The 25058-nt window shown below is 56.9% G+C and carries 22 protein-coding genes; 10 read left to right on the top strand and 12 right to left on the bottom strand.

Features of this window, described 5'->3' with window-relative positions; genetic code table 11:
• Positions 1–317: 317 nt before the first annotated feature.
• The gene (locus GRX76_RS10420) at positions 318–1406 is read right to left on the bottom strand and encodes a Glu/Leu/Phe/Val dehydrogenase dimerization domain-containing protein (protein ID WP_160153246.1); all 1089 of its coding nucleotides are present in this window, start codon (positions 1404–1406) and stop codon (positions 318–320) included.
• Positions 1407–1883: 477 nt separating this feature from the next.
• Between GRX76_RS10420 and GRX76_RS10415 the strand changes: the two genes are divergently transcribed.
• The 5 genes from GRX76_RS10415 to rdgC all read left to right on the top strand — a co-directional run bounded on the left by GRX76_RS10415 (position 1884) and on the right by rdgC (position 7618).
• A complete protein-coding gene (locus GRX76_RS10415; protein WP_160153245.1) occupies positions 1884–3863 on the top strand; it encodes a VacB/RNase II family 3'-5' exoribonuclease in 1980 nt (659 codons plus the stop codon).
• Positions 3864–4060: 197 nt separating this feature from the next.
• Positions 4061–5530, top strand: a complete 1470-nt coding sequence (locus GRX76_RS10410; RefSeq protein WP_160153244.1) for an aminoacyl-histidine dipeptidase — start codon at positions 4061–4063, stop codon at positions 5528–5530.
• 101 nt (positions 5531–5631) lie between these two features.
• Positions 5632–6102: a Cys-tRNA(Pro) deacylase gene (gene ybaK / locus GRX76_RS10405; protein ID WP_160153243.1), complete on the top strand. Its 471-nt coding sequence runs from the start codon at positions 5632–5634 to the stop codon at positions 6100–6102.
• 78 nt (positions 6103–6180) lie between these two features.
• Complete coding sequence (locus GRX76_RS10400; protein ID WP_160153242.1) at positions 6181–6492, top strand: YceK/YidQ family lipoprotein; 312 nt, start codon at positions 6181–6183, stop codon at positions 6490–6492.
• Between the two features lie 133 nt (positions 6493–6625).
• Entirely contained in the window at positions 6626–7618 is a 993-nt protein-coding gene (gene rdgC / locus GRX76_RS10395; protein WP_160153241.1) for a recombination-associated protein RdgC, read from the top strand.
• Positions 7619–7700: 82 nt separating this feature from the next.
• On the opposite strand, the gene gndA is transcribed toward rdgC, so the two are convergent.
• On the bottom strand, positions 7701–9236 hold the full coding sequence (gene gndA / locus GRX76_RS10390) for an NADP-dependent phosphogluconate dehydrogenase (protein ID WP_236250320.1): 1536 nt from the start codon (positions 9234–9236) through the stop codon (positions 7701–7703).
• 185 nt (positions 9237–9421) lie between these two features.
• Between gndA and GRX76_RS10385 the strand changes: the two genes are divergently transcribed.
• The 4 genes from GRX76_RS10385 (at position 9422) to GRX76_RS10370 (ending at position 12186) form a co-directional block, all read left to right on the top strand.
• Positions 9422–9952, top strand: coding sequence for a PH domain-containing protein (locus tag GRX76_RS10385; RefSeq protein WP_160153240.1), 531 nt, complete (start codon positions 9422–9424; stop codon positions 9950–9952).
• Between the two features lie 94 nt (positions 9953–10046).
• Positions 10047–10484, top strand: coding sequence for a DNA breaking-rejoining protein (locus GRX76_RS10380; protein ID WP_160153239.1), 438 nt, complete (start codon positions 10047–10049; stop codon positions 10482–10484).
• Between the two features lie 184 nt (positions 10485–10668).
• Positions 10669–11196, top strand: coding sequence for a hypothetical protein (locus tag GRX76_RS10375; RefSeq protein ID WP_160153238.1), 528 nt, complete (start codon positions 10669–10671; stop codon positions 11194–11196).
• A 30-nt stretch (positions 11197–11226) separates the two neighbouring features.
• On the top strand, positions 11227–12186 hold the full coding sequence (locus tag GRX76_RS10370; RefSeq protein ID WP_160153237.1) for a mechanosensitive ion channel family protein: 960 nt from the start codon (positions 11227–11229) through the stop codon (positions 12184–12186).
• A 71-nt stretch (positions 12187–12257) separates the two neighbouring features.
• On the opposite strand, the gene GRX76_RS10365 is transcribed toward GRX76_RS10370, so the two are convergent.
• The 8 genes from GRX76_RS10365 to adk form a co-directional block, all read right to left on the bottom strand.
• The gene (locus GRX76_RS10365) at positions 12258–13265 is read right to left on the bottom strand and encodes a tryptophan--tRNA ligase (protein WP_160153236.1); all 1008 of its coding nucleotides are present in this window, start codon (positions 13263–13265) and stop codon (positions 12258–12260) included.
• A 108-nt stretch (positions 13266–13373) separates the two neighbouring features.
• The gene (locus GRX76_RS10360; protein ID WP_236250319.1) at positions 13374–14486 is read right to left on the bottom strand and encodes a DUF3524 domain-containing protein; all 1113 of its coding nucleotides are present in this window, start codon (positions 14484–14486) and stop codon (positions 13374–13376) included.
• A gap of 30 nt (positions 14487–14516) precedes the next feature.
• Positions 14517–15413 (bottom strand): NAD(P)-dependent oxidoreductase, encoded by an 897-nt coding sequence (locus GRX76_RS10355; RefSeq protein ID WP_160153235.1) that lies wholly within the window; start codon positions 15411–15413, stop codon positions 14517–14519.
• A gap of 55 nt (positions 15414–15468) precedes the next feature.
• The gene (locus tag GRX76_RS10350) at positions 15469–16269 is read right to left on the bottom strand and encodes an undecaprenyl-diphosphate phosphatase (RefSeq protein ID WP_160153234.1); all 801 of its coding nucleotides are present in this window, start codon (positions 16267–16269) and stop codon (positions 15469–15471) included.
• 87 nt (positions 16270–16356) lie between these two features.
• On the bottom strand, positions 16357–17085 hold the full coding sequence (tsaB, locus tag GRX76_RS10345) for a tRNA (adenosine(37)-N6)-threonylcarbamoyltransferase complex dimerization subunit type 1 TsaB (RefSeq protein WP_160153233.1): 729 nt from the start codon (positions 17083–17085) through the stop codon (positions 16357–16359).
• Between the two features lie 233 nt (positions 17086–17318).
• Complete coding sequence (locus tag GRX76_RS10340) at positions 17319–18122, bottom strand: hypothetical protein (RefSeq protein WP_160153232.1); 804 nt, start codon at positions 18120–18122, stop codon at positions 17319–17321.
• 455 nt (positions 18123–18577) lie between these two features.
• Positions 18578–19612, bottom strand: a complete 1035-nt coding sequence (gene hemH / locus GRX76_RS10335) for a ferrochelatase (RefSeq protein ID WP_160153231.1) — start codon at positions 19610–19612, stop codon at positions 18578–18580.
• A gap of 226 nt (positions 19613–19838) precedes the next feature.
• Positions 19839–20492 carry an adenylate kinase gene (adk, locus tag GRX76_RS10330; protein WP_160153230.1) on the bottom strand — a complete coding sequence of 218 codons (654 nt, stop codon included), beginning with the start codon at positions 20490–20492 and terminating at the stop codon, positions 19839–19841.
• Between the two features lie 343 nt (positions 20493–20835).
• On the opposite strand from adk, the gene GRX76_RS10325 reads away from it, so the two are divergent.
• Positions 20836–21831 carry a 2-hydroxyacid dehydrogenase gene (locus GRX76_RS10325; protein ID WP_160153229.1) on the top strand — a complete coding sequence of 332 codons (996 nt, stop codon included), beginning with the start codon at positions 20836–20838 and terminating at the stop codon, positions 21829–21831.
• Between the two features lie 18 nt (positions 21832–21849).
• On the opposite strand, the gene mazG is transcribed toward GRX76_RS10325, so the two are convergent.
• Both mazG and relA read right to left on the bottom strand, forming a co-directional pair.
• Positions 21850–22665, bottom strand: a complete 816-nt coding sequence (mazG, locus tag GRX76_RS10320; RefSeq protein WP_160153228.1) for a nucleoside triphosphate pyrophosphohydrolase — start codon at positions 22663–22665, stop codon at positions 21850–21852.
• 85 nt (positions 22666–22750) lie between these two features.
• Positions 22751–25003 carry a GTP diphosphokinase gene (gene relA / locus GRX76_RS10315; RefSeq protein ID WP_160153227.1) on the bottom strand — a complete coding sequence of 751 codons (2253 nt, stop codon included), beginning with the start codon at positions 25001–25003 and terminating at the stop codon, positions 22751–22753.
• Positions 25004–25058 lie beyond the last annotated feature (55 nt).

The following is a 25058-nucleotide window of genomic DNA, read 5'->3' as shown; positions in this document are numbered from 1 at the left end:
CTTATCCTGATTTTGTATTTTTCAGCGGCGGGGAGCATGGCACCTGCCCACCATTCACCGCAAAATTCAGCGCAAAGCTCAACGCAAATTATCCGGCGCTTTGCTGGCTGGAAAGCCGATTAAACGTCAATTGGCAGAAGAGCCAGCCACAAGGCAATGTGGTCACGCGGGTAGCGGGTATTAGTGTAGGCAAAAAAACGGGCGCCGTAGCGCCCGAAGAATACCTCACAGAGAGACGATGATGTCGTCAGAGGAAAACTGTTCAAATATCAATCGAATACGAAACAGGGAGCGCCTGGCGGGCTCCCCTAATGCGATCAGGCCGCCGCTGAATCCGCTTTGTTCAGGGCGTCCTCATGTCCGAAACGCTCTTCCGCAATGCGATCGGCAACGTGTGCCGTTGTTTCACCGGTTTCATCGGCGCGCTGGAAAACTTCCTGCATGGTGGTGCCGATGGTTTCGATGTGCGCTTTCACCTGATCGGCGTTGTACTCACCCTGCTCCTGGCCGAGCTGCTGGTAGTAAACATCGATGATACCGCCCGCATTGATCACATAATCCGGCGCATACAGAATGCCTTTATCTTTGAGCACTTGCGCGTGGCGGGCTTCGGCCAGCTGGTTGTTGGCAGCACCGGCAATGGCACCCACTTTCAGGCGGTCGATGGTGTTGTCGTTCAGGATGGCACCCAGGGCGCAAGGCGCGAACAGGTCCACATCCAGGTCGAAAATTTCTTCTGCGCCAACCGCGGTTGCACCCAGCTCATTGACCGCGCGATCCACGTTGTCCTGGAAAATGTCGGTAACAAAGAGTTCAGCGCCGGCTTCCTTCAGCAATTTAGCGAGGCGAAAGCCAACATTGCCCACGCCCTGAATAGACACTTTCAGGCCGCTCAGGTCTGTACGGCCCCAGCGATGCGCTACCGCCGCTTTCAAACCAACAAAGACGCCATAGGCAGTGGAAGGAGACGGGTCACCGCCGTGCTCCTGTCCGGCGATCACACCGGATACGAATTTGGTGCGCTCACCGATGATTTTCATATCGGCAACGCTGGTGCCGGAATCTTCTGCGGTGATGTAGCGGCCGCCGAGGGTGTTCAGGAAGTCTCCCATGGCCCGCAGCAGTTCCGGCGTTTTCTGCTTGCGCGGATCGCCAATGATGACGGACTTGCCGCCACCGAGTTTCAGGCCAGCCATGGCAGATTTGTAGGTCATACCGCGAGACAGACGCAGGACGTCGTTCAGAGCTTCGGCATCGTCGGCGTAAGGCCACATGCGGCAACCACCCAGGGAAGGACCCAGGTTGGTATTGTGAACCGCAATAATTGCCTTCAAGCCGCTTTTCGCGTCGTGGTAAAAGGCAACTTCTTCATGGTTATCGTACGCGGGATGGGAAAAAATACTCATTACAATCCTCTCCGGAGGCCGGTTTTACGGCGGCGTCAGACTCGGCCAATTTTGTCGGCTCCGTCTACTGCCGTGCTTTATTCTAGGTCCCTAAGAATATAGCCAGTGCCGGAATACGCGCATTGCGATCTTTGCGCCAATAGACCAATCGGTATCATTTACATCCCAAAATTGTAGATATTTTAGGATGATCAAACCTTCAAAAATCGTTACTTTGAATTAGTCATGTATTTGGCACCCGACATTGGGCCAAATATCCACCAAATCCTTCGCTACCCGCCCTCTCCCTCGCGAAGCTTTGGGCCCGCAGGTAACAATCCCAGTCAGACCCAGTTACAAGACCCAAATACAAAACCCAGTCACAGCAGAAGGCATCAGCAAACTGGCCTGTAACCTGTCGTCTGGTAGAATCCGCGCCCGATACACCCCCTATTCAGGCCTTGATTCAGGCACCACCCGATTTACAGAGAAGTCTTCATGCTCAATGCCGACGCCCTCAAGCAGCTTACGCAGCTGAAAACCGATATTCGCTCCACCAAAGAATTCGCCGATGGCCGCGTGCGCGGCAGCAATGGCAAGTTCGGCTTTGTGGTGCTGGATGACGGCCGCGAGGCGTTTCTGCCACCGGCGGAAATGGACCGGGTGTTTCCGGGGGACCGAGTGCGTGTCAGCCTGACCGAAGAAGAGAAAGGCAATGAAAAGGGCAAACTGTCGGCAGAGTTGGACAGCCTGATCGAATCCGAGCTCAAGTACCTGGTCGGCCAGTACATTCAGCGCGGCCAGGGCCACTTCATCCAGCCCAGTGAGCACGGTCTGTCCCGTTGGATCTTCCTGCCGCCCAAAGCGCGGGGCAAAGCCCAGCCGGGCGAATTCATTGCCTGCAGTGTGACCCGTCACCCGTTCAAGGACGGCAAGTCCCAGGCCAAGGTGGAAAATGTCATCGGCCAGCCGGATATGGCGGGTATCGAGCACGCGTTCGTGGTGGCCCAGTATCGCCTGCCGAACCAGTTCAGCCAGGCGGCACAGGAACAGGCCGATCAAGTGCCAGCACAGCTGCAAGACCTTTGTGCCGAGCGCAAAGACCTCTCCGAACTGGGTTTTGCCACCATCGACGCCGAGTCCACCAAAGACATGGACGATGCCCTGGCCGTCAGCGCATCCGACAACGGCTGGACCCTGCACATTGCCGTTGCCGACCCCTCAAGCCTGATCGAACCAGACAGCGCCCTGGACAAGGAAGCGCAGCAGCGGGCGAGCAGCGTTTACCTCGCCGGCGAAACCCTGCCGATGCTGCCAGGCAACCTGTGTGAAAACAGCTTTTCACTGCTGCCCGGTGAGCTGCGCCCGGCCCTGGTGATGCACATAAAGGTGGGGAAAGACGGCGCCCTGAATAGTTTCGACTACGAATTTGCCGCCATCCGCTCACAGCACAAACTGAGCTACGCCCAGGTTGCGCAGTTTATTGAAGGGGATGAAAAGGCGGTGCCCGCAGAGCAACAGGAGAGCCTGCGCCAGCTGGACGAGCTGAGCAAAGCCCGCGCCGAGTATCGAGCGGGCCACTCGCTGGTGATGGAAGACCGCCCGGATTACGACCTGGTATTGAACGAACAGCGCAAAATCGAGCGTATCGAAAAGCAACAGCGCTCCGCGGCACAGCGCATGGTGGAAGAAGCCATGCTGGCCGCCAACATCTGCGCCGGCAACAAACTGGCCGAGCTCGGCGGTGGCTGCTTCTCCATTCACCTCGGTTTCCGCGACGAGCGCATGGCAGAAATTCGCGCACTGCTGAAAGACGTACTGCCGGAATACGCCGAGCAGGATCTGCACCAGCTGGATACCTACCTCAAGTTGGTGAAAGAACTGGAAGCCCACAGCGATACCGAAATGCACAATGTACTGGCGGTACTGAAGCGCATGCTGCGCCCCGGTGAGCTGAGCGGCAAGCCCGCCGCGCACCTGGGACTCGGACTCGCCCACTACGCCACGGTCACATCGCCAATCCGCAAATTCAACGACCTGCACAACCACCGCGTGTTGCGCGCAGCACTGCTGGGGACCGAGCAGCCCAAGCTGGAAGAAAGCAACGGCGAAGCCCTGCAACAAGTTGTTGCCACCGGTCGCCAGGCCGACCGCGCGCTGCAGCAATGGCTCTACTGCCAGTACCTGGAACCCAAAGTGGGTGAAGTCTTCAGCGGCACCATTACCTTGGTCAATGGCGCCGGTATCGGTGTGCGCCTGGAAGACAACGGCATCAATGGCTTTGTGCGTTTCAACGGCAAAAAGAACCCCTTCGAGTTTGACGGCAAGCGCCTGCGCATTACCCGCGGCGAAGAACGTTTCCAGCTGGATCAACAGGTGCAGGTCAAGGTCAGCGCAGTCGATGTCGACAAGCGCCGTATTGCGCTGGAGCTGGTCGCAGAATCTGCCGAGGACTCGGCGCCGGAGGCCGGCAACTGACTGCGGCGACAATACCAACGTCCTGCCAACGTCTGTAACACCCTATTCCACAAACCGTCTTCCGTAACACCATCGGACTAAACTTCCAGCCGCAGGGCCAAAAGCCCTGCGGCCAACTCTGGCCACTATCCCGGCATCCCGGCCCCGTTATCTGGATCCTCGCCAGGATAGACTCAAGAAAGTCACAAGGAACAACCATGTCGACCATTGCCGAACTGAACCCCGCTCCCCTGTGGAAACATTTCGCCAAGCTTTGCGAAATCCCCCGCCCGTCCAAGCATGAAGACAAGGTGGTGGCCTATATCGTTGATTTCGCCAATAACCGCGGCCTCGATGTAAAACTGGATCAGATCGGCAATATCATCATCAAGAAGCCTGCAACACCGGGGATGGAAAATCGCAAAACCCTGGCAATGCAGAGCCACGTGGACATGGTGCCGCAGAAAAATGCCGATACCGACCACGATTTCCTGACGGATTCCATCAAGCCCTATATCGATGGCGAGTGGGTTACCGCAGAGGGGACCACCTTGGGCGCGGATAATGGCATTGGCGTTGCCGCGATCCTTGCCCTGCTGGAGTCCACCGATATCCCCCACCCCGCGCTGGAAGCCCTCCTCACCATTGACGAGGAAGCGGGAATGACCGGCGCCAAAAACCTGCAGCCAGGGCACTTCGAAGCCGACCTGCTGCTGAATCTGGATACCGAAGACGAAGGCGAGCTCTACGTGGGTTGTGCCGGCGGTGTGGATGTCAATGTCTCCCTGCCCTATTCCCCAGAACCCACGCCCGCGGATCATCAGGCTTTCAAATTAAGTGTTCGAGGGCTGCGCGGTGGTCACTCCGGGCTGGATATCGACAAAGGCCGTGGCAACGCCAACAAAATTGCCAACCGCATCATCGATGCCGCGCTAGTGGAAATTCCCGAGCTGCGTATTGCCAGCCTGGACGGTGGCAGCCTGCGCAATGCCATTCCACGCGAGTCGTTCACCACTATCACTGCACCGGCCGACAGGGGCGCAGATTTACAAAAAGTTTTTCAGCGTGAAGCCGCCGCCATCAAGGCCGAACTGGACAATGAAGCCAGGCTGGAAATCACTCTGGAAGAAACCGACACTCCGGCAGCGGTAATGGATACTGAAAGCCAGCTCAAACTGATCCGTGTCATCCGTTGCTGCCCCAACGGGGTCGAGCGCATGAGCACTGCGCTGGAAGGCATTGCCGACACCTCCAACAACCTTGCGAGAGTGGTCACCGAAGAGGTAAACGGGCAGTCTCAAATACGTATCCAGTGCCTGGTGCGCAGCCTTTCCGACAGCGCCCGCGACCAGCACGGCCTGAATGTCGCCGCGGCATTCCAGCTCGCCGGTGCGCACACCTCACTGGACAACGCCTATCCCGGCTGGACGCCCAATATGCAGTCGCCCCTGCTGGCACTGATGAAAGACGTCTACAAGGAGATGGAAGGCAAGGAACCGGAAGTCAAAGTCATTCACGCCGGCCTCGAATGCGGCCTGCTGGCCAAGCCCTACCCCAACTGGGACATGGTCTCTTTCGGCCCCACCATCCGTCGCGCCCATTCGCCGGAAGAGCGGGTACATATCGAGAGCGTAGGGAACTTCTGGGACTACTTTTTGAAAGTCGTGGCGGCCATCCCCAAGCGTTGAAGTCACAAAATTGACAAAAGCCCGGCCAAACCCGCCGGGCTTTTTTGTATTTGTGAAATATTCCAAGGAGAATGGTGGCAAACAACAGGTAGCGCCGCTTTATGACTCCAGCGATCAATACGGCTAAAAAGGCCAGGATCTGTTACCAGGTGCACGAGTACCAGCACGATGTGTCAGCCCCATCTTATGGTCTCGAAGCGGCAGAAAAACTGTCGCTCGCGCCCGCGCGCGTATTCAAGACACTGGTGGTGAGCCTGGATGGGAAGTCCCTCGCCGTTGCGATAGTTCCAGTGCAAAGCCAACTCAGCATGAAGCTGATCGCCAAGGCCGCCGGTGTAAAAAAAGCCGCAATGGCAGATAAAGACGCCGTGATGCGCTCTTCGGGTTATGTACTCGGTGGCGTGAGCCCACTGGGACAGAAAAAGCAGTTGCCCACCTTCCTGCACTGCTCTGCCGAATCGGAAGCCACCATCTTTGTCAGTGCCGGCCGGCGGGGCCTGGAGATTGAACTGGCTCCAAAAGATCTGCTGCAGCTGACCCGGGGCGAATTTGCACCACTGGCCGCAGATTAAACAGAAGACCCCGAAAATCGTGAACATAATTTGACTAACAGTGTCGGAACTTCGATACCAATAAAGAAAGGAAGCCCTGTGAAGTATCTTGCTCCTTTAACATCCCTTGTATTGCTGTCGGGTTGCGGCACGGTGACCACGCTGACCAATTCCGACTCGGAAATAGCACGAAATCTGAAACGACAGAATACAGGCTGTGTCAGTGTGCCCCGGGTGTACAGTGGCGTTGCCTACAATATGTGCAAACTCAACTCCAATGGAAGCTCCATTTACTTTCTCCCAATGGTCGGTGTCTACCTAGTTGACAGCCTTTTGTCGGCCACCACCGACACCGTCATGCTGCCCTACACCGTCTATGCGCAGAGCCAGGACGGCAGTATTAACCTGTAGAAATTTCGTCCAGCTATTCACCGGCCGCGCGCACCGTAACCGGGAACCACTGGTCCCGACTTAGACTGGTTCCCGCGTTGCATACATCGCATAATGCGCGGCCAAATTTTCAAATCGACGACTGGCCTGCTGTATGTGGTTTAAAAACCTGCGCGTCTACCGCCTCACCCGCGAATTCTCCCTATCCGCCGAGCAATTGAACGAAATGCTCGAGCCGGACATTTTCACGCCTTGCGGCAGCCAGGATATGGCCCGCTACGGCTGGGTACCGCCCCTGGGGCGCCACGGCAGCGAGCTGGTCCACGCCGCCAACGGCTACCTGATGGTGTGCGCGAAGAAGCAGGAGAAAGTGATCCCCGCGGCGGTAGTGAATGAGAAGGTGGAAGAAATGGCCCTGGCCATTTCCGAAAAAGAAGCCCGCAGTGTCGGCCGCAAGGAGCGGCAGAACCTCAAAGACGAGGTACTGTTGGAAATGCGCCCGAAAGCCTTCGCGCGCTCCCGCCTGCAATTTGCCTATATCGACCCCAAAGATGGTTGGATTGTGGTGAACGCCTCTTCGGCCAAGGCCGCGGAGGAACTACTGGAGAACCTTCGGGAGGCCATCAGCAGCCTGTCGGTAGTACCAGTAACCGCCAAAAACATTCCCCAGCAATCCATGACCCACTGGCTGACCGCCCCGGAGGCCCCCGCCAATTTCGAGTTCGGCCACGAGTGCGAGCTGCGCGACCCGCAGGAATCGGGCAGTGTCATTCGCTGCAAAAACCAGGACCTGTGTGCGGAGGAAATCCACAATCACCTGGTCGCCGGTATGCAGGTGCACAAACTGGGGCTGGTCTGGCGCGAAGGTGTGGAACTGATGGTAGATGATCAGCTGGCCATCAAGCGCCTCAAGTTCAGCGACGAAGTGACCGAGAAGGCCGATAACGCCGATGCCGACAATGCCGCCCAGCGCTTCGATATCGAATTCTCGGTAATGACCCTGGAAATCTCGGCACTGTTAAAGGACCTACTGGTGGCCTTCGGCGGGCTCAACACCGATACAGCCAGCGTCGACGAGATAGTCGCCCGCGCTACCCGCGCCGATAGCGAACAGCAACTGGCTGCGGAAGTGGAAGAAGTGGTTTAAAAAAGCTGAATAAAAGAGCCCCGTTGGGCAGCTACACACTTCTAAAAAAGGCCGCTATAAAGCGGCCTTTTTTGTGTATCACTCAATGAATTTTCTTGATCGGCCGTCCCGGCTCACTCCACAACACATGGTATTTCTGCTGCTCAGGTTTATCGACCCGTGAAAAGGTGTGCGCGCCAAAGAAATCGCGCTGGGCCTGCAGCAGGTTCGCCGGCAGTGATTCGCGCCGGAAAGCATCGTAGTAACTGAGCGCCGAAGACAACGCCGGCACCGGAATCCCGCCAATGGTGGCATCGGCCACGGCCCGACGCCAGTTGCCCTGGTGGCTGGCGATCTGCTCGATGAAGAAATCATCCAGCAACAAATTGGACAACTTGGTATCCCGCTCATAGGCATCGCTGATGGACTGCAGGAAGACCGCACGGATAATACAGCCGGCGCGCCAAATGCGGGCGATTTCTGCAAAGTTCAGTTCCCAGCCCTGCTCGCGGGCCGCGAGCTTCATCAGATCGAAGCCCTGCGCATAAACGCAGATTTTTGCGCAGTACAAAGCATCGTGCAGCTGCGCGATTACCTCATCCCGCTTGTCCTGCGGCACGGCAGCAACTGACGGTCCAACCAGTTTTTTTGCCGCACGGCCGCGCAGCACCTTGCGAGTGGAAAGCGAGCGCGCAAACACCGCTTCCGCAATACTCGGCGCCGGGCAACCGACCTGCAAGGCACCCACCGCGGTCCACAAGCCGGTGCCCTTCTGACCGGCGCGATCGAGAATCACGTCTACCAGCGGCTTGCCGGTTTCCGAGTCCAGGGTATCCAGTACCTCCGCACTGATATCGATCAGGTAGCTGTTGAGCACGCCTTTATTCCAGTCGCGGAAGACTGCGGCAATTTCCTTTGGTGTCATCTCCAGGGCACTACGCATCACGTCATAGACTTCGCAGATCATCTGCATATCCGCGTATTCGATGCCGTTGTGCACCATTTTCACAAAGTGGCCGGAACCGATAGGCCCGATGTAAGCCGCACAGGGCTCACCTTCTTTGACGGGGTTGCCCGGCTCAAACCGCTCGATGGGCTGGCCCGTGGCCGGATCTACCTTGGCGGCAATTGCATGCCACACCGGCTCGATGCGCGCCCAGGCATAGCGGTCGCCACTGGGCATCAGGGAAGGCCCGAAGCGCGCGCCGACTTCGCCACCGGATACCGCCGTGGTGAAGAAGATCAGTTTGCCTTCGTAGCGCTTGCAGCGCGTTACAGAGTCGGTCCAGAGGCTGTTGCCGGTATCGATCACGATATCGTCCGCCTGCAGGCCGGCGTCCAGCAATTTGTTGCAAACGTCATCCACGGGCGCGCCCGCCGGCACAGAGAGAATCACCAGATGCGGCGCTTTCACCCGTGACAGCAGTTCGGTGTAGGAATTGCACACCTCCACCCGCGCCGGCTGGTCGCCCCGCTCTTTGGCATCCTGCTCCAGCAGCGCTTCCAGGCGGCCGTGATCCAGGTCAAAAGCACACACGCGGTATCCGTTGTCCACGAGGTTGAGGATCAGGTTTTTCCCCATGACGCCCGCGCCAATAAAACCGATATCGCAAAGTGAATCTGACATGGAATCTGACATGAAGGTCTCCAGAAAAGTGGTACGGCTCAAAGCGGGCGGAGTATAGCAATACCGGCAGCCTCTCGGCAGTCGAATCTACCGGCAATGACTTGCCATTCCACCGCCAAGGTAACCTCGCTACACTCTCGAGGAATATCACTAACCCGTTAATACTAATAAGCGACTCAAGCGCTTCGGAATTCAGCATGCCAACGCCGCCCAAGATATCTCCCCGCATCGAGTTCTCTGCCCCCTGGAGTCGCCAGCTGCGCTGGATAACGGCCCTGACCAGCCTGTTTCTTGTGGGAACCAGCGTGATCCTGCAAATAAACACACCGGCCCATGCCCCCAGTACCTATCAATTGGGCATCTGGCTGCCGCTCGCTCTGCTCCTGCTCTGCGCGGTATTTACCGTGCGCGGATACCGCCTGCAAGGTAACGACCTGATTGTCCGGCGACTCGGCTGGAGTACGCGTATATCACTGGGTGAAATCGAATCGGTGACCCATGAGCCGGACGCCATGAAAGGCTCCATTCGACTGTTCGGCAACGGGGGTTACTTCGGCTATATCGGCCTGTTTCGCAACCAGAAGCTGGGGCGTTACCGCGCCTTTGCCACCAGCGCCGCGCACTCGGTGGTCATTCGCCGGCCCGCTTCAACACTGCTGGTGACTCCGGATAATCCGCAACGCTTTGTGGAAGCACTCAAACCAATTGCCGAACACCAACATCAGTAACAGCCTTCCGATCTCCCCCGATACCTGGCGCTGATCTACACTGAAGTTCAAGCTGCCATTTCACTGCCTATTTCCAGATACAGGGGACGCGAGAATGAAGTACGCACCGATCATGGGGTTTATTTGCCTGCTGGCAGGCAGTTTCGGCTGTCTCGCCGATGATAGCCGCACCGAAACCCTGCAGTTCGCCAAAGGCGCCACCGGAACCTCCGTTACCAGCAGCATTACCGGTTACCAGACCGTGAACTACAAGGTCACCGCGAGGGCCGGTCAGTGGATGGACGTGAAATTGCAGACGAGCCACTCCGCCACCTATTTCAATGTCTTCGCCCCGGGCACCGGCCCCGGAGATGCCGCCATTTTTATCGGCTCGACCACAGGAAACCACTTCGCTACTGAGTTACCAGCCAACGGCACCTACACCATTCAGGTTTACATGATGCGCAGTGCCGCCCGCCGCAATGAAACCGCGGACTACAAACTGCGGGTGGATATTGATGGTGACAACGGCAGTACCAGGAGCAGCCATTAAGGCCCCATTAAGGCCGCAACGACCAATCACCCGGTCTGCAAACTACACTGGACGCCTTACCGGCCAGTGTCTGCCCGGCAACAATGACTAGCTATCTCTTTTCGACGGTGTATCAGTGGCTGGCGTATCAGTGGCTTAAGGCAGACACCAGGCAATGTAATAAGCAGATTTATCGGGAAATTCAGTGCAGAAACCAGTCCGACTGACACTCTGGCTACTATTGGTACTCGCCAATATCTGGCCACTTTTGGGGCAGTTTGCGCTCGCCGCTGGCGCTGCCCCGGCAATTGCTAACAGTAGTATTCGCCAGGAGAAGGTCGAACTCGCAGAACCCCGATCCACAGCAGAAGGCTCCGGCACCGCCACCGGCCCCATTTCCTCCGGGCTCCCGAAGAGCGCAGGCAACCCCCGCAGCGCCCGCATCTCAGACACTATCCAGGGTCATCACGCCATTGAATACCTGATTGACGCCCGCACCGGGCAATCTCTGGAGCTGGACCTGCGCAGTAACAATGTACAGGCGAGCTATCATATAACCGCCCCCGCGGCACCCCGCGCACTGCATAAAGGACACGGGCTACACGCGCGCTACTCCGTCACCCTGCCCCGGGACGGCACCTACAAGGTTCTGGTTTACCTGATGGAGTCCGCCGCGGAAAAAGGCGAAAGCGCCAATTTCCTGTTGAAAATTCGCTTGCGCGATCCCGGGTAGGCTCTCTCCAGATTGTCGATTTTCGCCATCATGCAAGACGCTCAACAGCAAAGCGACAGCGACAGCAAAATCGCCAATGCGACAATCAATGCCGACTACAGTGCCGCCATCGACCAGGTAGACCGCTGGGTGGATGGTGCCATCACGCTGATACCTAACTTCACCGTTGCACTGGTTGTACTGTTGGTCTTCTTTGTTCTCGGCAGCCTTGCCCGTTTCCTGATTCGGCGCCAGCTGAATCGACGGCAGCGCAGTAACCTCGGCGACATGCTGGGAGGGCTGGTCAAATGGAGCCTGATACTGCTGGGGTTTTTACTGGCTGCCACAATTGTCATGCCCAGCCTTAAACCCGGGGACCTTATCGCCGGCCTCGGCGTCGGCTCGGTTGCGATTGGTTTTGCCTTCAAGGACATTCTGCAAAATTGGCTGGCGGGACTTCTTATTCTGATCAGGCAACCCTTTGAAGTCGGTGACCAGATTAAAGTCGCGGACTATGAAGGCACTGTCTGCCGAATTGAGACCCGTGCCACCATGATTGATACCTACGACGGGCAGCGGGTAGTCATCCCCAACAGCGACATTTACACCAACGCCATTTTGGTAAAAACGGCGCATGCCGCACGACGCACGGATTACGACATTGGCATCGGTTACAGCGACGATATCGGGGAAGCCTGTGCCGTTATTTGCAAGGCATTACACCAGGTGGAAGGCGTGCTTTCAGAGCCAGCCCCGGAAGCCCTTCCATGGGAACTGGCAGCCAGCTGGGTCAGTATCCGCGCACGCTGGTGGACCCATGCAAAGCAATCCGACGTGACCCACGTGAGAGCGAGGGTGATACACGCGGTAAAAATTGCGCTGGACGATGCCGGTATTGATATGCCGTTCGAGACCCAGGTTCACCTGTTTCACGATCAAACGGATGAGAGCGATGGCGAACGAGGCAGTCAACGGGAGGGATGGCCAGTGGGCCGCAAGGACAAGGATTGAGCTTACATCGATCGGCCAGGCTCGCAGAAGGCGAGCCCGGCCTGCCATAGGCAATCAGCCGATACAGGCAATCAGCCGATTTTGCGGATACCTACGGCTTCGCGCAGCTTGGCCAGGAAAGGACGGGAGTAAGCACGGGCTTTTTCTGCCCCTTTCTCCAGTTCCACTTCGATTTGCGCCGGGTTCGCGAGCAAATCGTTGTAACGCTCACGCGCCTCGGCAACCTGACCGTTGATCAGCTCAAACAACTGCTTCTTGGCCTCGCCCCAGGCAATCCCCTCTTCGAATGCCTTACGCATCTCCGCGGTCTGCTCCGGGGTAGCGAAGGCCTGCCAGATCTGGAATACGGTGGAAGTATCCGGGTCTTTTGGCTCACCTGGCTCAAGCAGGTTGGTTTTAATTTTGTTGATATGTTTTTTCAACTGCTTTTCTGGCAAAAACAGCGGAATGGTATTGCCGTAGCTCTTGCTCATTTTGCGGCCATCCAGCCCCTGCAGCACAGCCACATGCTCATCGACCACCGCTTTCGGCAGTGCAAAATGTTCACCATAGTGGTGATTGAATCGCTGACCGATATCCCGTGCCATTTCGATGTGCTGGATCTGGTCTTTACCCACCGGCACTTTGTTGGCATTGAACATCAAGATGTCAGCGGCCATCAGGATGGGATAGCTGTAGAGCCCCATGGTGATACCGAAATCGGAATCCTGGCCGTCTTCCCGATTTGCATCTACCGCCGCCTTGTACGCGTGCGCGCGGTTCATCAGTCCCTTGGCCGCCTGACAGGTCAACAGCCAGGTCAACTCGGGAATTTCCACAATGTCCGACTGGCGATAGAAAACCACATTGTCCGTATTGAGGCCCAGCGCCAGCCAGGTTGCGGCAATCTCCAGCGTGGACTGGTGTACCTGCTCCGGGTCCTGGCACTTGATCAGCGCGTGGTAGTCCGCCAGAAAGTAGAAAGACTGGTTACTTTCTTCCTGGCTGGCGGCAATGGCCGGGCGAATGGCGCCCACGTAGTTACCCAGGTGTGGTGTGCCGGTGGTAGTAATGCCGGTAAGAACGCGCTGCTTGCTCATAAATCCTTGCTTTTCTATCTGCTATTTATCGCTACGATGAATCAGAAGGGCGAATGATACCCGTTTCCTGCCAGTGGTTGTACGGCTTGGGTCCTATCCCATCGCGGATCAGGTCGGACCTCGCCCAGCCTTACATTCCGCCAGTACGTCGCGGTACTCTGCTGCCATCTGCTCCCAGTTCATCCCCGAAACATCCGGCAACCGCGCTTTTGCCGCGGATTGCGCCCGCTCCGCACAACGCACCATCGCCGTACACAGGTTCGCCGCACAGGACTCCACATCATCGGAGTAACGCCAACCGCCCCGCCCGAACCATTCCGGGTAGGCAAGGTTGTCCGGCACCAGCGGCTGACACCCAGCAGCTACGGCCTCAAGCACCGCGAGCCCCTGGAAGTCGTGGCGCGCGGTGGAAATCACCCCGTGACTGCTCCCCAGCAACTGGCGGTACTCGGCCACGCTCTCCCGGTACCCCCAGGCACCCAGGGCGCCCTGCTTTACCAGCAGCTTCTTGATATGGGCAAACTCCGCCGGCTGGCGACGAAATTGCTGCCCAACCACATGCAGGGTATAGGGGATCGCTTCACGTCCGAAGCGACGCAGTGCGGCGAGCAGAATATCCGGACCTTTGTCGTACTCCCAACGGTGATTCCAGATGAACGTCGGGTGTTGCGACCTTTCCTGGGGCACCTGAAAGGCGGCATTTTCCAGTGGAACGGGTAATACCCGGGATTTTTCCGCAATTTCCCGGCAGATCCCCTTGGGCACATGGTCCGGCAATTTATGCAGGAGTTCCTGCGCCCCCTCCAGCAGGGTGGTGCGGTTGTACTCGGAATTGAACAGCAGCAAATCGCCGCAGAGCGCGGTATAGATGTTCAGTAGTTGCGGTTCCACAGAGTCGATCGCATCTTCGCTGCGTGGGTAATCAAACTGGTTTTCATGGAAGTAGACCGCTGTAGGTATGCGGGCCAGTTCCGGCACCAGCCCCCTGAGCGCAGACAGGTCCGTCATCGACGTGGCAACGACCAGGTCCCAGGGTTGCTTGAGGACGGTCGCGGCTTCTCCACGCCCCCAGCTGAGGCTGTTACCTCGTACTCTCCAATTAAAGTAGCGTGGTGGCAGTGTGAGAACCGTCCACTGCCACTGGGGAATTGCGGCCACCAGGCCACGCCGCCAGCGCTTGTGGCTGTCGGCATCATAAGCGGAAAGCAAAAGCACTTTCACAAAATGTACCTGAAAGGTTGACTCAAATACTCAGCTGAAATCCCGTACATTGGTCAGGCGCGCAAACAAACTGGAAGTATCCCAGCGGCCGCCTCCGAGCGCCTGCACCTCGCTGTAGAACTGATCCACCAGCGCAGTCACCGGCAGCAATGCGCCATTGCGCTGGGCCTCATCCAGCACTATCCCGAGATCTTTGCGCATCCAGTCCACGGCAAAGCCGTGCTCATACTCTCCCGCCAGCATGGTTTTGTAGCGGTTTTCCATTTGCCAGCTTTGCGCGGCACCCTTGGATATCACCTCAACCACCTGCTCGGGGTCCAGCCCCGCGGCGCGGGCAAAATGCAGACCTTCAGACAGGCCCTGCACCAGACCGGCAATACAGATCTGGTTGACCATTTTGCACAACTGCCCACTGCCTACCGGCCCGAGCAAATTCATTGCGCGGGCGTAACAGTCCAGAAATGGTTTCGCACGTTCGAAGAGTACCGGGTCACCGCCCACCATAATCGTCAGCGCGCCATTCTCCGCTCCCGCCTGGCCGCCGGATACCGGTGCATCCAGAAATCCAATTCCGCGCTGTTCAGCTTCCGCAGCCAGCGCTCGCGCCACATTGGCGGAAGCCGTGGTGTGATCCACAAACACACTGCCCGGCCCCATTCCCTGAAAGGCACCATCCGGCCCCTCGGTTACCTGCCGCAGGTCGTCATCGTTGCCTACACAGGCAAATACGAATTCGGCACCCTGCGCAGCCTCTGCCGGAGTCGCGAATGCCTCACCGGCATGGGTTTCCAGCCACTCGCCGGCGCGACTGGCGGTGCGGTTATATACCCGAACCTGATAACCAGCCCTGGCAAGGTAGCCAGCCATGGGGAAGCCCATGACGCCGAGGCCAATAAATGCAACCGTAGTATTCGCTGAGCGTGCCATCAGTACCTCTGATCAAATTGTTTGGTTATGCCGCCAGTTTGGGACAAGTGCGGGGTCAATTGGCGAGAATCAGCCAAATCAGTGCCGCACCCAGCAACAACCGGTAAATGGCGAAGGGAGCCATACCAATACGGCTGATAAATTGCAGGAAAAAATGAATACAAAGATAAGCGCTGATACCGGAAAGGATCACGCCGAGGAAAATACTCCCCCAGGGAACAAACTGGGTATCGAGTAATTCCATGGTCAGCAATAGTGCGCTGAGGGCAATGACCGGTATCGACATCAGAAATGAGAAACGTGCCGCCGCCTCCCGTTTCATCCCCAGCATCAGGCCCGCCGTCATGGTAATACCCGAGCGCGAAGTACCTGGAATCAGTGCCAGGGCTTGGGCGGCACCAATCATCAGCGCCTTTTTCCAGTTCAGTTTGCCAATGTCGTCCCGACGTTCACCACGCACATCTGCCCACCACAGTAGCAGGCCAAAAAGAATGGTCGTCGCAGCTATTACCGTGGAGGAACGCAAGTGGGTCTCGATAAAATCTTTGAATGCCAGCCCCACCAGGCCCGCAGGAATCGTTGCCAGCACAATCAGCCATGCCAAACGCCCTTCGTCCGTAAACTGGCCACCTTTGAAACCACCCAGCCCATCGCGGATCAAGTGCCAGACATCTTTACGAAAATACACCAGCACCGCGATCAGAGAACCAAAATGCACCGCCACATCAAACGCCAACCCCTGGTCCGGCCACCCGAGTACCTGGTTCGGTAGAATCAGGTGTGCTGAGCTGGAAATAGGCAAAAATTCAGTGATTCCCTGGATCAGGGAAAGAATGATGATATGAAGAGTTTCCATTCGGGTTACTACTGCCGGTATAAGCCCGTATCAGGCCTGATTATTTTCGATTCAGCTGGTTATTTTCGATGCAACAGCTATTTGGGCTTAACGCGGGCGAATCCGCTCGCGCTTTTTCCAGGTGACTTCATTGCGTAAATAGGCTGGCTCAATGTCCTGGGCGGCAACCTGCTCGCCCCGCTGCCAGAGATCGGCGGCCAGGACCGCAATATCCTGCGCGTGAATATCCGAATCCAGAGCCAACGCTTTAACATTCAGTGCCGCCAGTTGCGGATACTGCCAGCCGGGGCCGGCGGCATAAAACTGGCCTTCGGAGGCCTTGGCGTCCGCCGGCAGAGTATATCCCGCCGCCCGTAACGCAGAGACCACCTGTTCAGGGCTGGACACCGCGTCTTCAAGCAGTGCTCTGCCCGGCTCGCCTGTATCGTAAAGCCCCCAGTAAACCTCCTGCATCCGCGCATCCAGCGCAACGAGTACCGGTGCACCCCGCCAATCCGGGTGGACACGAGCCGCACCCGCTGCCATGGCCGCAAGGCTGGATACCGGGACTACAGGCTTGTCTGCGGCAAATGCCAGGCCCTGCACGCAACTGATTGCAATACGCAATCCGGTAAATGAGCCGGGCCCGCGGCTTACGGCAAGGGCATCCAGCTGCGACAGGCTGCTCTGCCCCTCTGCCAGCACCGCCTCAACCATGGGCAGCAGACGGCGAGTATGATCCCGCTCCGCCTTCACGAACTGCTCCCAGACCTGGCCGTCACTATAGAAAGCAACTGAACAGGCACCGGAGGTGGTATCAACAGCCAGAAATTTCAACGAATAAGACCCGTATTGGTGAGATCAGAAGAAAGCGTGGTACCCCGGATCGAGGAACTGGTGGCGAATTGTGTCACGCCCAGCGGTAAACGCAACCGGCAACCCGGCCCTGCCGACCAAAAGAAAAGCCCCGGCGAAAAGCCGGGGCTTGGCAGACTCGGGAACCAGGCTGACAGGACAGGTGCGCAACCTGCCCCAGGTGCCATATCAGGCCTGGCGACCTGGGGAGCGTGTCACGCTTTCTTCGGCGGTCGGCCGCGGCGTCCCGGCGCCTTTTTGGCTGCCGCGGTTTTAGTGGCTGCCTTTTTTTTAGGGCGGCCCGGTGACTTTTTCACGGTGCTCTTCTTGGCAACGGCTTTCTTGGCAGCCGTTTTCTTGGGAGCGGTCTTTTTAGCAGCCGCTTTCTTGGCGACTGCTTTCTTGGCCGCGGACTTCCTCACCGCCTTTTTCTTACTGGCTTGCTTGGCAGCCTTTTTCGCCGCGGCTTTGGCCTTGGCTACGGCCTTTTTCTCCATTGCCTTGGCTTTGGTGGCCGCTTTTTTCGCCGCAGCTTTCACTTTTGCCGTTGCTTTCTTCTCTGCCGACTTAACTTTCTTGGCATCGGCCTTGGCACGGGTCTTTTTCCAGCGGCTTTCAAATGCCTTCAGCGCCTTCGCAAGCTCTTTATCCGCCTTGGCAGACAGTTTGGCTGCCATATCCTCGACTTTTTTCTTGGCTGCGGCCTCGGCCTGACGCACCGCATCCATGGCACTGGCCTTGGCCAGCCCTAATTTGGCTTCCGCTAGCTTTGCCCGCTGCTCTCTCAATTTTGCATTGGCCGAAGTCAGCGATTGTTTCGCTGCCGCTGATCCGGTTTTCTGCGCCCTTGCCCGGGCTTTACCAACGCGATCCAGCTGTGCGTCTAACGCCTTTGCAGCAGAATCAACCGCTTTCTGCGCTTTGGTGACCACTGGTGATGCAGTGGTAGCGGCTTTGGCTGCCGGTTTAGACTTTGCTACGCGCTTTGCCTTGGCCTTTTTCTTTGCGACTCGAGCCATCCCTTGTCTCCTCTTTCTCAGTAAAAGAAGTCACTCTGAACACAGAAGTGTGTGCCGACCAGCAACCCCGATTGATCCGGTCTTTAACTGCGGCCGGGAATTGCGATATCCCTCAAATCACCCTTTTTCCAATGTGCCGGAAATTTCCAGAACCTGTGCTTCCCGTTGTCGGGTCAATTCGGTGCCAGAAAATCGCTCCTGATAAAGAAGCCTTCGGCCCAAAACGAACAACCAAAATCAGAGCAAGTCATACCTGGAACAGGGGAATCGAGAGTTGCCAGTCATTAAAAATGACACGGCTGTATCAAAGTTAATAAAAAAAAGAGGGTTTGCAAGAAAAAACAGACAAAAACAACCAATATTTTTAAAAATTTTGGTTTTTTAACAGGCCCACCGGATTTTTTACGGAATTCGAGGAAAATTCTGATGGGCCAAAGGAAATCGCAAGAGAAATATTACTCGACCGCGGCAGCCGGTACGCGAGACAAAGCAATCGCTGCAATAGCCTCGATATGGTCCGCCCGTGCGTTCAGCGCAGGAATGTAACGGTACTCAGCACCACCGGCATCGATAAAGTTAGCGCGATTCTCTACCGCAATTTCTTCCAGCGTTTCCAGGCAATCTGCGGAAAATGCCGGGCAGATCACGTCCACACTGGAAATCCCATTCTGCCCCCACTCCACCAGGGTTTTATCGGTATACGGCTGCAACCATTCCGCCTTGCCAAAGCGGGACTGGAAGGTTATTTCCCATTTTTCCCCTGGCAATGCCAATGCCGAGGCAAGCCGCTCGGCCGTGCCACAGCACTGCTGGTAGTAGGGATCTCCCTTGCGGGTGTTTGCTTTGGGAATACCGTGGAAAGACATCAGCAACTTTTCCGCCGCGCCATGCTGCTTCCAGTGCTCCCGCACCGAGTTGGCCAATGCCTCAATGTAGAGCGGGTGCTCCCAGTAGTCATGCACCACCGAAATATCCGGCACGTTGCGCGATTGGCGGATGATCGCCGCCACCTGATCGTAAATGGCGCCGGTAGTAGTGGCGGAATACTGTGGGTAGAGGGGCAAAACCGTAAAAGCCGTCACCCCTTCCGCCTGCAGGCGGGAAACGGTATCGGCGAGGCCCGGGGCTCCGTAAGTCATTGCGTGGGCAACGACCAATGGGCGACCAGCACCCTGCTCTCCTGATTGCGATCCGGTTACTGTGTTTAACCGCTGCTGGAGAAGAGCAACCTGCCGCTGGGTGTAATAGGTAATGGGTGAACCGGTCACCGCCTCGCCATCCAGCCCGTGATTCCAGATTTCCCCATAAGCAGGCGCAATTCGCTTTGGCCTCAGGGGCAAGACAAAAAGGTTGAGAATCAGTTGCCAAAGTGGTCTCGGAATTTCAACCACCCGGGGATCAGACAGAAACTCTTTGAGAAATTGTCGAACCGCACCCGGGGTTGGTTCGGCTGGCGTTCCCAGGTTCATCAGAATGATCGCGTGAGCCATATTCGTCCGTACTCCAGTTTCACACTTCAGGGGGCTTTTCTCAGTTTGCTACGGGCGAGAGTATTTCAGATAGCGGCGCAAAAGTATTTAGCAGAATCCCCAAGAGTTTCTATACGGCCACATTGACACAAACAATCAAGGCGGGGTCCCGGCCGCTTTTTCGCAGATACAAATGCCAGATAGCAAAAAGGCTCCCGAAGGAGCCTTTGGATGGAAAGCGCCAGGATCAGCTCAAGGCTGACAACACTTTCCCGCGGATATCGTCCATTGAACCAACACCCTCTACTTTGCTGTATTTGGGCGCCGTTTCCGGAGCGCGCTGCTCCAGCTCACGGTAGAAGCCGACCAGTGGCTCGGTCTGCTCGTGGTAAATATTCAGGCGGTTGCGCACGGTCTCTTCCGTATCGTCGGCACGCTGCACCAGCGCTTCCCCGGTAACATCATCCACACCTTCGACTTTCGGCGGGTTGTAAACCAGATGGTAAACACGGCCGGAATCTTCGTGCACACGGCGACCGGAGAGGCGTTTGACGATCTCTTCGTCATCAACCGCAATTTCCAGAACATGGTCAATGGCCACGTCCGCATCCAGCAGTGCCTGGGCCTGGGGAATGGTACGGGGGAAACCGTCGAACAGGAATCCATTGGCACAATCCGCCTGCGCGATACGCTCTTTTACCAAGGCAATGATCAGGTCGTCAGAAACCAGTTTGCCCGCAGCCATAATGTCTTTTGCCTGCAGGCCAAGAGGTGTGCCCGCTTTCACAGCTGCACGAAGCATGTCTCCAGTAGAAATCTGAGGAATTCCAAACTTCTCGGTGATGAACTGGGCCTGAGTGCCCTTTCCGGCGCCGGGTGCGCCCAGAAGTATGATTCGCATAAACAGATAATCTCCAGATCATGCCGAGAGGCGACTCTGCCCCCCGTGATAAAAAGAGCGCTACCTTACACTTTGCCCACTAGCAGGACAAGTCTGGGGCCTGCAGCATTCCGCTTCCTTTAGTGCAAATCAGCCGGGCCCGCAGTGCAAACCAGCCACTCCCGCAATCCATCTTTTGTACCGGGACTAGTTACCGGTACTAGTTACCGGGCCACATCCCACAGCCACGAGCGGCAACACCTGTGGCATCGCCTAGTACCCTGCGACAAAACTGGTATACCAAATTGGTAAAACCATCCAGTCATGGCTACTTTGCATTCACGCTATTTCGCAGGTCTGCTCCATGAAAATCGCTGTGTTCAACGCCAAACCCTATGACAAACAATATCTGGCCCAGCACAACCAGCAATGCCGCCACCAACTGGTATTTATTGACGCTCACCTGGACAGTAACTCCCTGCCCCAGGCCCGGGGCGCGCCGGTGGTGAGCCTATTCGTAAATGACCCGGTAGACGACAAACTAATACAGCAGATGTCGCAACAGGGTGTCCAAATGCTGGCCCTGCGATCTGCGGGGTTCAATCACGTTGACCTTGAAGCGGCGCATCATGCTGGCATCCTGGTCGCCAATGTACCCGACTATTCTCCGTTCGCGGTCGCCGAACACGCTACCGCGCTGCTACTCAGTTTGGTCAGGCACCTGTACTCTGCGCAGAACCGGATCCGCGAAGGCAATTATGCACTCAGTGGACTTATGGGGTTTGATTTGCATGGCAAAACCGTCGGCATTGTCGGCACCGGGAAAATCGGGCTTTGCTTTGCGCGCATCATGCACGGGTTTGGCTGCAAACTACTGGGCTCGGATCCGGTAGAAAACCCCCAGTGCAAGGCCCTTGGTCTGGTCTATGTCCCACTGGAAGAGCTGCTCGCCACAGCCGATATCATCTCTCTGCACTGCCCGCTGCTGCCCGCAACCCATCACCTGATTGATGCGCATGCCATCGATAAAATGAGACCGGGTACCGGACTCATCAATACCGCGCGCGGACCGGTCATCGATACGGCGGCCGCCATTGCCGGACTGAAATCAGGAAAAATAGGTTTGCTGGGCCTGGATGTTTACGAGGACGAAGCGCCCCTGTTCTTTGACGATCACTCCGACCGCATGCTGCTGGATGATCAGTTCGCGCGACTGCTGACCTTCAAAAACGTATTGGTTACCGCACACCAGGGCTTTTTTACCCAGGAGGCCGTTTCGAACATCGCGAAATTGACGCTGGAAAACGTGACTCAATTCGAAAACCGGGGGGATTGTGACAACCGCATCCGAATAAGCTGACCCCAACATCTCCGGGGTTCAGCTTTTCTCCTCCGCCTTGGCGGCTTCCCACAATTGATCCAGCTCCTGCAGAGAGGCATCTGTGGGCAGGCGATCACAGGCCTTGAGCCGGGTTTCCACAAACGTAAACCGGCGCTCAAATTTTCGATTACACTGCCGCAGTGCCGATTCCGGATCGACTTTCAGATGTCGGGCCGCGTTTACACAGGCGAACAATAGATCGCCCAGCTCTTCTTTTGCGTGTTCCGTATCGCCCGCCTGGATTGCCGCTCGCAGCTCTTCCACCTCTTCTGAGATTTTGTCGAGCACACCGCCAATATCCGGCCAGTCAAATCCCACCCCCGCTGCGCGTTTTTGTAGCTTTAGCGCTCGTGTCAAACCGGGTAAGCCCACCGCAACGCCACCCAGGGTGCCGTCTTCGCCTTTCGCCTCGCGCTCGGCGGCCTTGATGGCCTCCCAGTTTTCCTTGATCTGCTGCTCATCAATATCCGCAGTCTGGTTATCGCCATGCAGGTCGCCCGAAGGGAAGACATGGGGATGGCGACGCACCAGCTTGCGCACCAGGGTGTCAACAATACGGGCGAAATCGAAATAGCCGTTTTCACTGCCCAGGCGGGCGTAAAAAATCACCTGAAACAGGAGGTCACCCAGCTCTTCATTCAGGTGCTCAAAATCTTCCCGCTCGATGGCTTCCGCCACCTCGTAGGCTTCCTCAATCGTGGAAGGCACGATACTGGCGAAACTCTGCTTCAGGTCCCAAGGACAACCGCTCTCAGGGTCGCGCAGCCGCGACATCAAGTATTCGAGGTCTTCAACGGTATAGCGCTGTTTCATAGCCCCTGCTCAATTCCGGTTTCAGCCGCGTCGCGGGCATCGGTGCACAAACGATGCGGATGGTAAAAACTCAATAGATTCGGGATCAATGCAGAATCCGCCGCTTGGCCGAAGCCACATTGGGCAATTGGTTTATGCGGTGCAGCACGTGGCTGAGCTCTTCAAAATTGTGGATTTCTGCGGTAATCACCATATCTACCGTGTGCTTATGCTTGTTGGAGCGCGTTTCCATTGCCGTGATGTTGATCCGCTGACTGTCCAGCATGGCGGTGATATCCCGCAACAGCCCGTGGCGGTCGTACGCCTCGACCATGATTTCCACCGCGTAGACTTCACTGGGCTTTTCCGCCCACTCCACCTGCAGAATTCGCTCCGGCTCATCCGACTGCATTCGCAGCATATTGGCGCAGTCTTTACGGTGGATGGAAACTCCCCGTCCGAGAGTGATATACCCCATGATTTCATCACCGGGTACCGGGTTACAGCAGCGCGCAATGTGGGTCAGCAGGTTGCCGACACCATCGATATACACATCTGCCTGCCCCTCGCGGGCTACCGGCGCGGTCAGGGAAAGTACCGGCTCTCCCTGTACGACTTTCACCATGCGCTGGGCGGCGTTCAACACTTGCCCGACCCCAATATCGCCAGCGCCAACCGCCGCATACAGGTCGTCCAGGGAGTGCATATTGAGCTTTCTCGCGAGCTTCCCGAAATCGAAGTCCGCCAGCGCCAGCTGTTTGAATTCACCGTCGAGAATGGTGCGCCCTTCGGCCACATTCTGGTCCCGCGCCTGCTGTTTGAACCAGTGAATGACCTTGGCTCGGGCCCGGGAGGTAGTGATATACCCCATACTGCGGGAAATCCAGTCACGGCTGGGCGCCTCCCGCTTGCCGGTAAGAATTTCCACCTGATTTGCGGTTTGGAGTTCGTGGTTCAGGGGCACTATGCGCCCGTCCACTTTGGCACCGCGACAACGATGGCCGATTTCAGTGTGGATTCGGTAGGCAAAATCCAGTGGGGTGGCTCCTCGCGGAAGGTCAACCACGTGCCCGTCCGGGGTAAACACATAAATTCGCGTGTCCACGTCGCTGGCCTGCAGGTCTTCCTGCAGCGGGTTACCACCCACCTCTTCGTGCCAGTCGAGTACCTGGCGCAGCCAGGAAATTTTCTGCTCGTAACCGTCCTGGCCTTCCAGTTGCCCGGATTTCTTATCCGTACCTTTATAACGCCAGTGGGCACAGACACCGTATTCGGCCTCTTCGTGCATGGTGAAGGTACGGATCTGGACTTCCAGCACTTTCCGGTCCGGGCCAATCACCGCGGTGTGCAGTGAACGGTAACCATTGTCTTTTGGCGAGGCGATGTAATCGTCAAACTCGTTAGGGATGTTGCGCCACAGGTTGTGGACTATCCCGAGAACCGCATAGCAATCGCGCACAGTGGGAACCAGGATACGCACCGCACGGATGTCATAAACCTGGGAGAAACCAATATTCTTCCGGCGCATCTTCCGCCAGATACTGTAGATATGCTTGGCGCGACCGAACACTTCCCCTTCGATTTCGGCCTTGTCAAGCTCGTTGCGCAGCAAGCTGAGTACATCATCAATGTACTCCTGCCGCGCCAGGCGCTTTTCGTCCAGCAGCCGCGCGATCTGCATATAGTCATCGGGCTCGAGATAGCGGAATGCCAGATCCTCGAGCTCCCACTTGATGTGCCCGATACCCAAGCGATGCGCCAGGGGTGCGTATACGTCGGCCACTTCACGCGCTACCCGGCGACGCTTGGCATCATCCGCTTTCTTGGCCGCGCGGATGGCACAGGTGCGCTCGGCGAGCTTGATCAGCGCTACGCGTACGTCGTCGACCAGCGCGACCAGCATACGGCGAATATTCTCCGAGTGCTCTTCGACCGCGCCGCTTTGATTTTCCTCACCGGTATCTGCGCTGCGGTTGCGAATTACCGCCATCTGCAGCACGCCGCGAATCAGTTTGGCGATGGTTTCGCCCATTTCCGATTCGACGCCGCTCAACGACAGGCGCTTCTCACGCACGGCGCGATACAGCATGGCCGCGCACAGCGCCTCACCATCAATCTGCAGGTCCGCGAGAATTTCCACCATTTCGAGGCCGGTCAGGAAACTACTGGTGCCTTCGGCCCAGATGTTTTCCGCCTCAATGGCTTTCTGCTCCGCCTCTTCGCTCATTTCAACGGCTTTGCGCAGCGTTACCAGGGTGCCACCGTCCAGCTTGGCCATCGCCTGAATGTGGCGCAGCCAGGCCTCCCTATCCAGGGTACCGTCTGCCAATCGCGGATAATTTTTTCTGACTTGTACCAATGCTTTAACTCGGTTTTAACTCGCGACCAGAATCATTGAAAAAGGGGTGTCGCCA

The sequence above is a fragment of the Microbulbifer sp. ALW1 genome (assembly GCF_009903625.1).
In the GTDB taxonomy this organism is placed as follows: domain Bacteria; phylum Pseudomonadota; class Gammaproteobacteria; order Pseudomonadales; family Cellvibrionaceae; genus Microbulbifer.
Note: the sequence above shows the minus strand (reverse complement) of the source record. Positions and strands in the feature narration are given on the sequence as shown.

What these genes read in the sequence shown, in the direction of transcription:
- GRX76_RS10370 (WP_160153237.1), top strand. Translation starts at nt 11,227, where the DNA reads ATGCAAGACGCTCAACAGCAAAGCGACAGCGACAGCAAAATCGCCAAT.
- GRX76_RS10365 (WP_160153236.1), bottom strand. Translation starts at nt 13,265, where the DNA reads ATGAGCAAGCAGCGCGTTCTTACCGGCATTACTACCACCGGCACACCA.
- hemH (WP_160153231.1), bottom strand. Translation starts at nt 19,612, where the DNA reads ATGGCTCACGCGATCATTCTGATGAACCTGGGAACGCCAGCCGAACCA.
- GRX76_RS10325 (WP_160153229.1), top strand. Translation starts at nt 20,836, where the DNA reads ATGAAAATCGCTGTGTTCAACGCCAAACCCTATGACAAACAATATCTG.
- GRX76_RS10350 (WP_160153234.1), bottom strand. Translation starts at nt 16,269, where the DNA reads ATGGAAACTCTTCATATCATCATTCTTTCCCTGATCCAGGGAATCACT.
- GRX76_RS10415 (WP_160153245.1), top strand. Translation starts at nt 1,884, where the DNA reads ATGCTCAATGCCGACGCCCTCAAGCAGCTTACGCAGCTGAAAACCGAT.
- gndA (WP_236250320.1), bottom strand. Translation starts at nt 9,236, where the DNA reads ATGTCAGATTCCATGTCAGATTCACTTTGCGATATCGGTTTTATTGGC.
- GRX76_RS10385 (WP_160153240.1), top strand. Translation starts at nt 9,422, where the DNA reads ATGCCAACGCCGCCCAAGATATCTCCCCGCATCGAGTTCTCTGCCCCC.
- adk (WP_160153230.1), bottom strand. Translation starts at nt 20,492, where the DNA reads ATGCGAATCATACTTCTGGGCGCACCCGGCGCCGGAAAGGGCACTCAG.
- GRX76_RS10380 (WP_160153239.1), top strand. Translation starts at nt 10,047, where the DNA reads ATGAAGTACGCACCGATCATGGGGTTTATTTGCCTGCTGGCAGGCAGT.
- mazG (WP_160153228.1), bottom strand. Translation starts at nt 22,665, where the DNA reads ATGAAACAGCGCTATACCGTTGAAGACCTCGAATACTTGATGTCGCGG.
- rdgC (WP_160153241.1), top strand. Translation starts at nt 6,626, where the DNA reads ATGTGGTTTAAAAACCTGCGCGTCTACCGCCTCACCCGCGAATTCTCC.
- GRX76_RS10340 (WP_160153232.1), bottom strand. Translation starts at nt 18,122, where the DNA reads ATGGCTCGAGTCGCAAAGAAAAAGGCCAAGGCAAAGCGCGTAGCAAAG.
- GRX76_RS10410 (WP_160153244.1), top strand. Translation starts at nt 4,061, where the DNA reads ATGTCGACCATTGCCGAACTGAACCCCGCTCCCCTGTGGAAACATTTC.
- ybaK (WP_160153243.1), top strand. Translation starts at nt 5,632, where the DNA reads ATGACTCCAGCGATCAATACGGCTAAAAAGGCCAGGATCTGTTACCAG.
- GRX76_RS10355 (WP_160153235.1), bottom strand. Translation starts at nt 15,413, where the DNA reads ATGGCACGCTCAGCGAATACTACGGTTGCATTTATTGGCCTCGGCGTC.
- GRX76_RS10420 (WP_160153246.1), bottom strand. Translation starts at nt 1,406, where the DNA reads ATGAGTATTTTTTCCCATCCCGCGTACGATAACCATGAAGAAGTTGCC.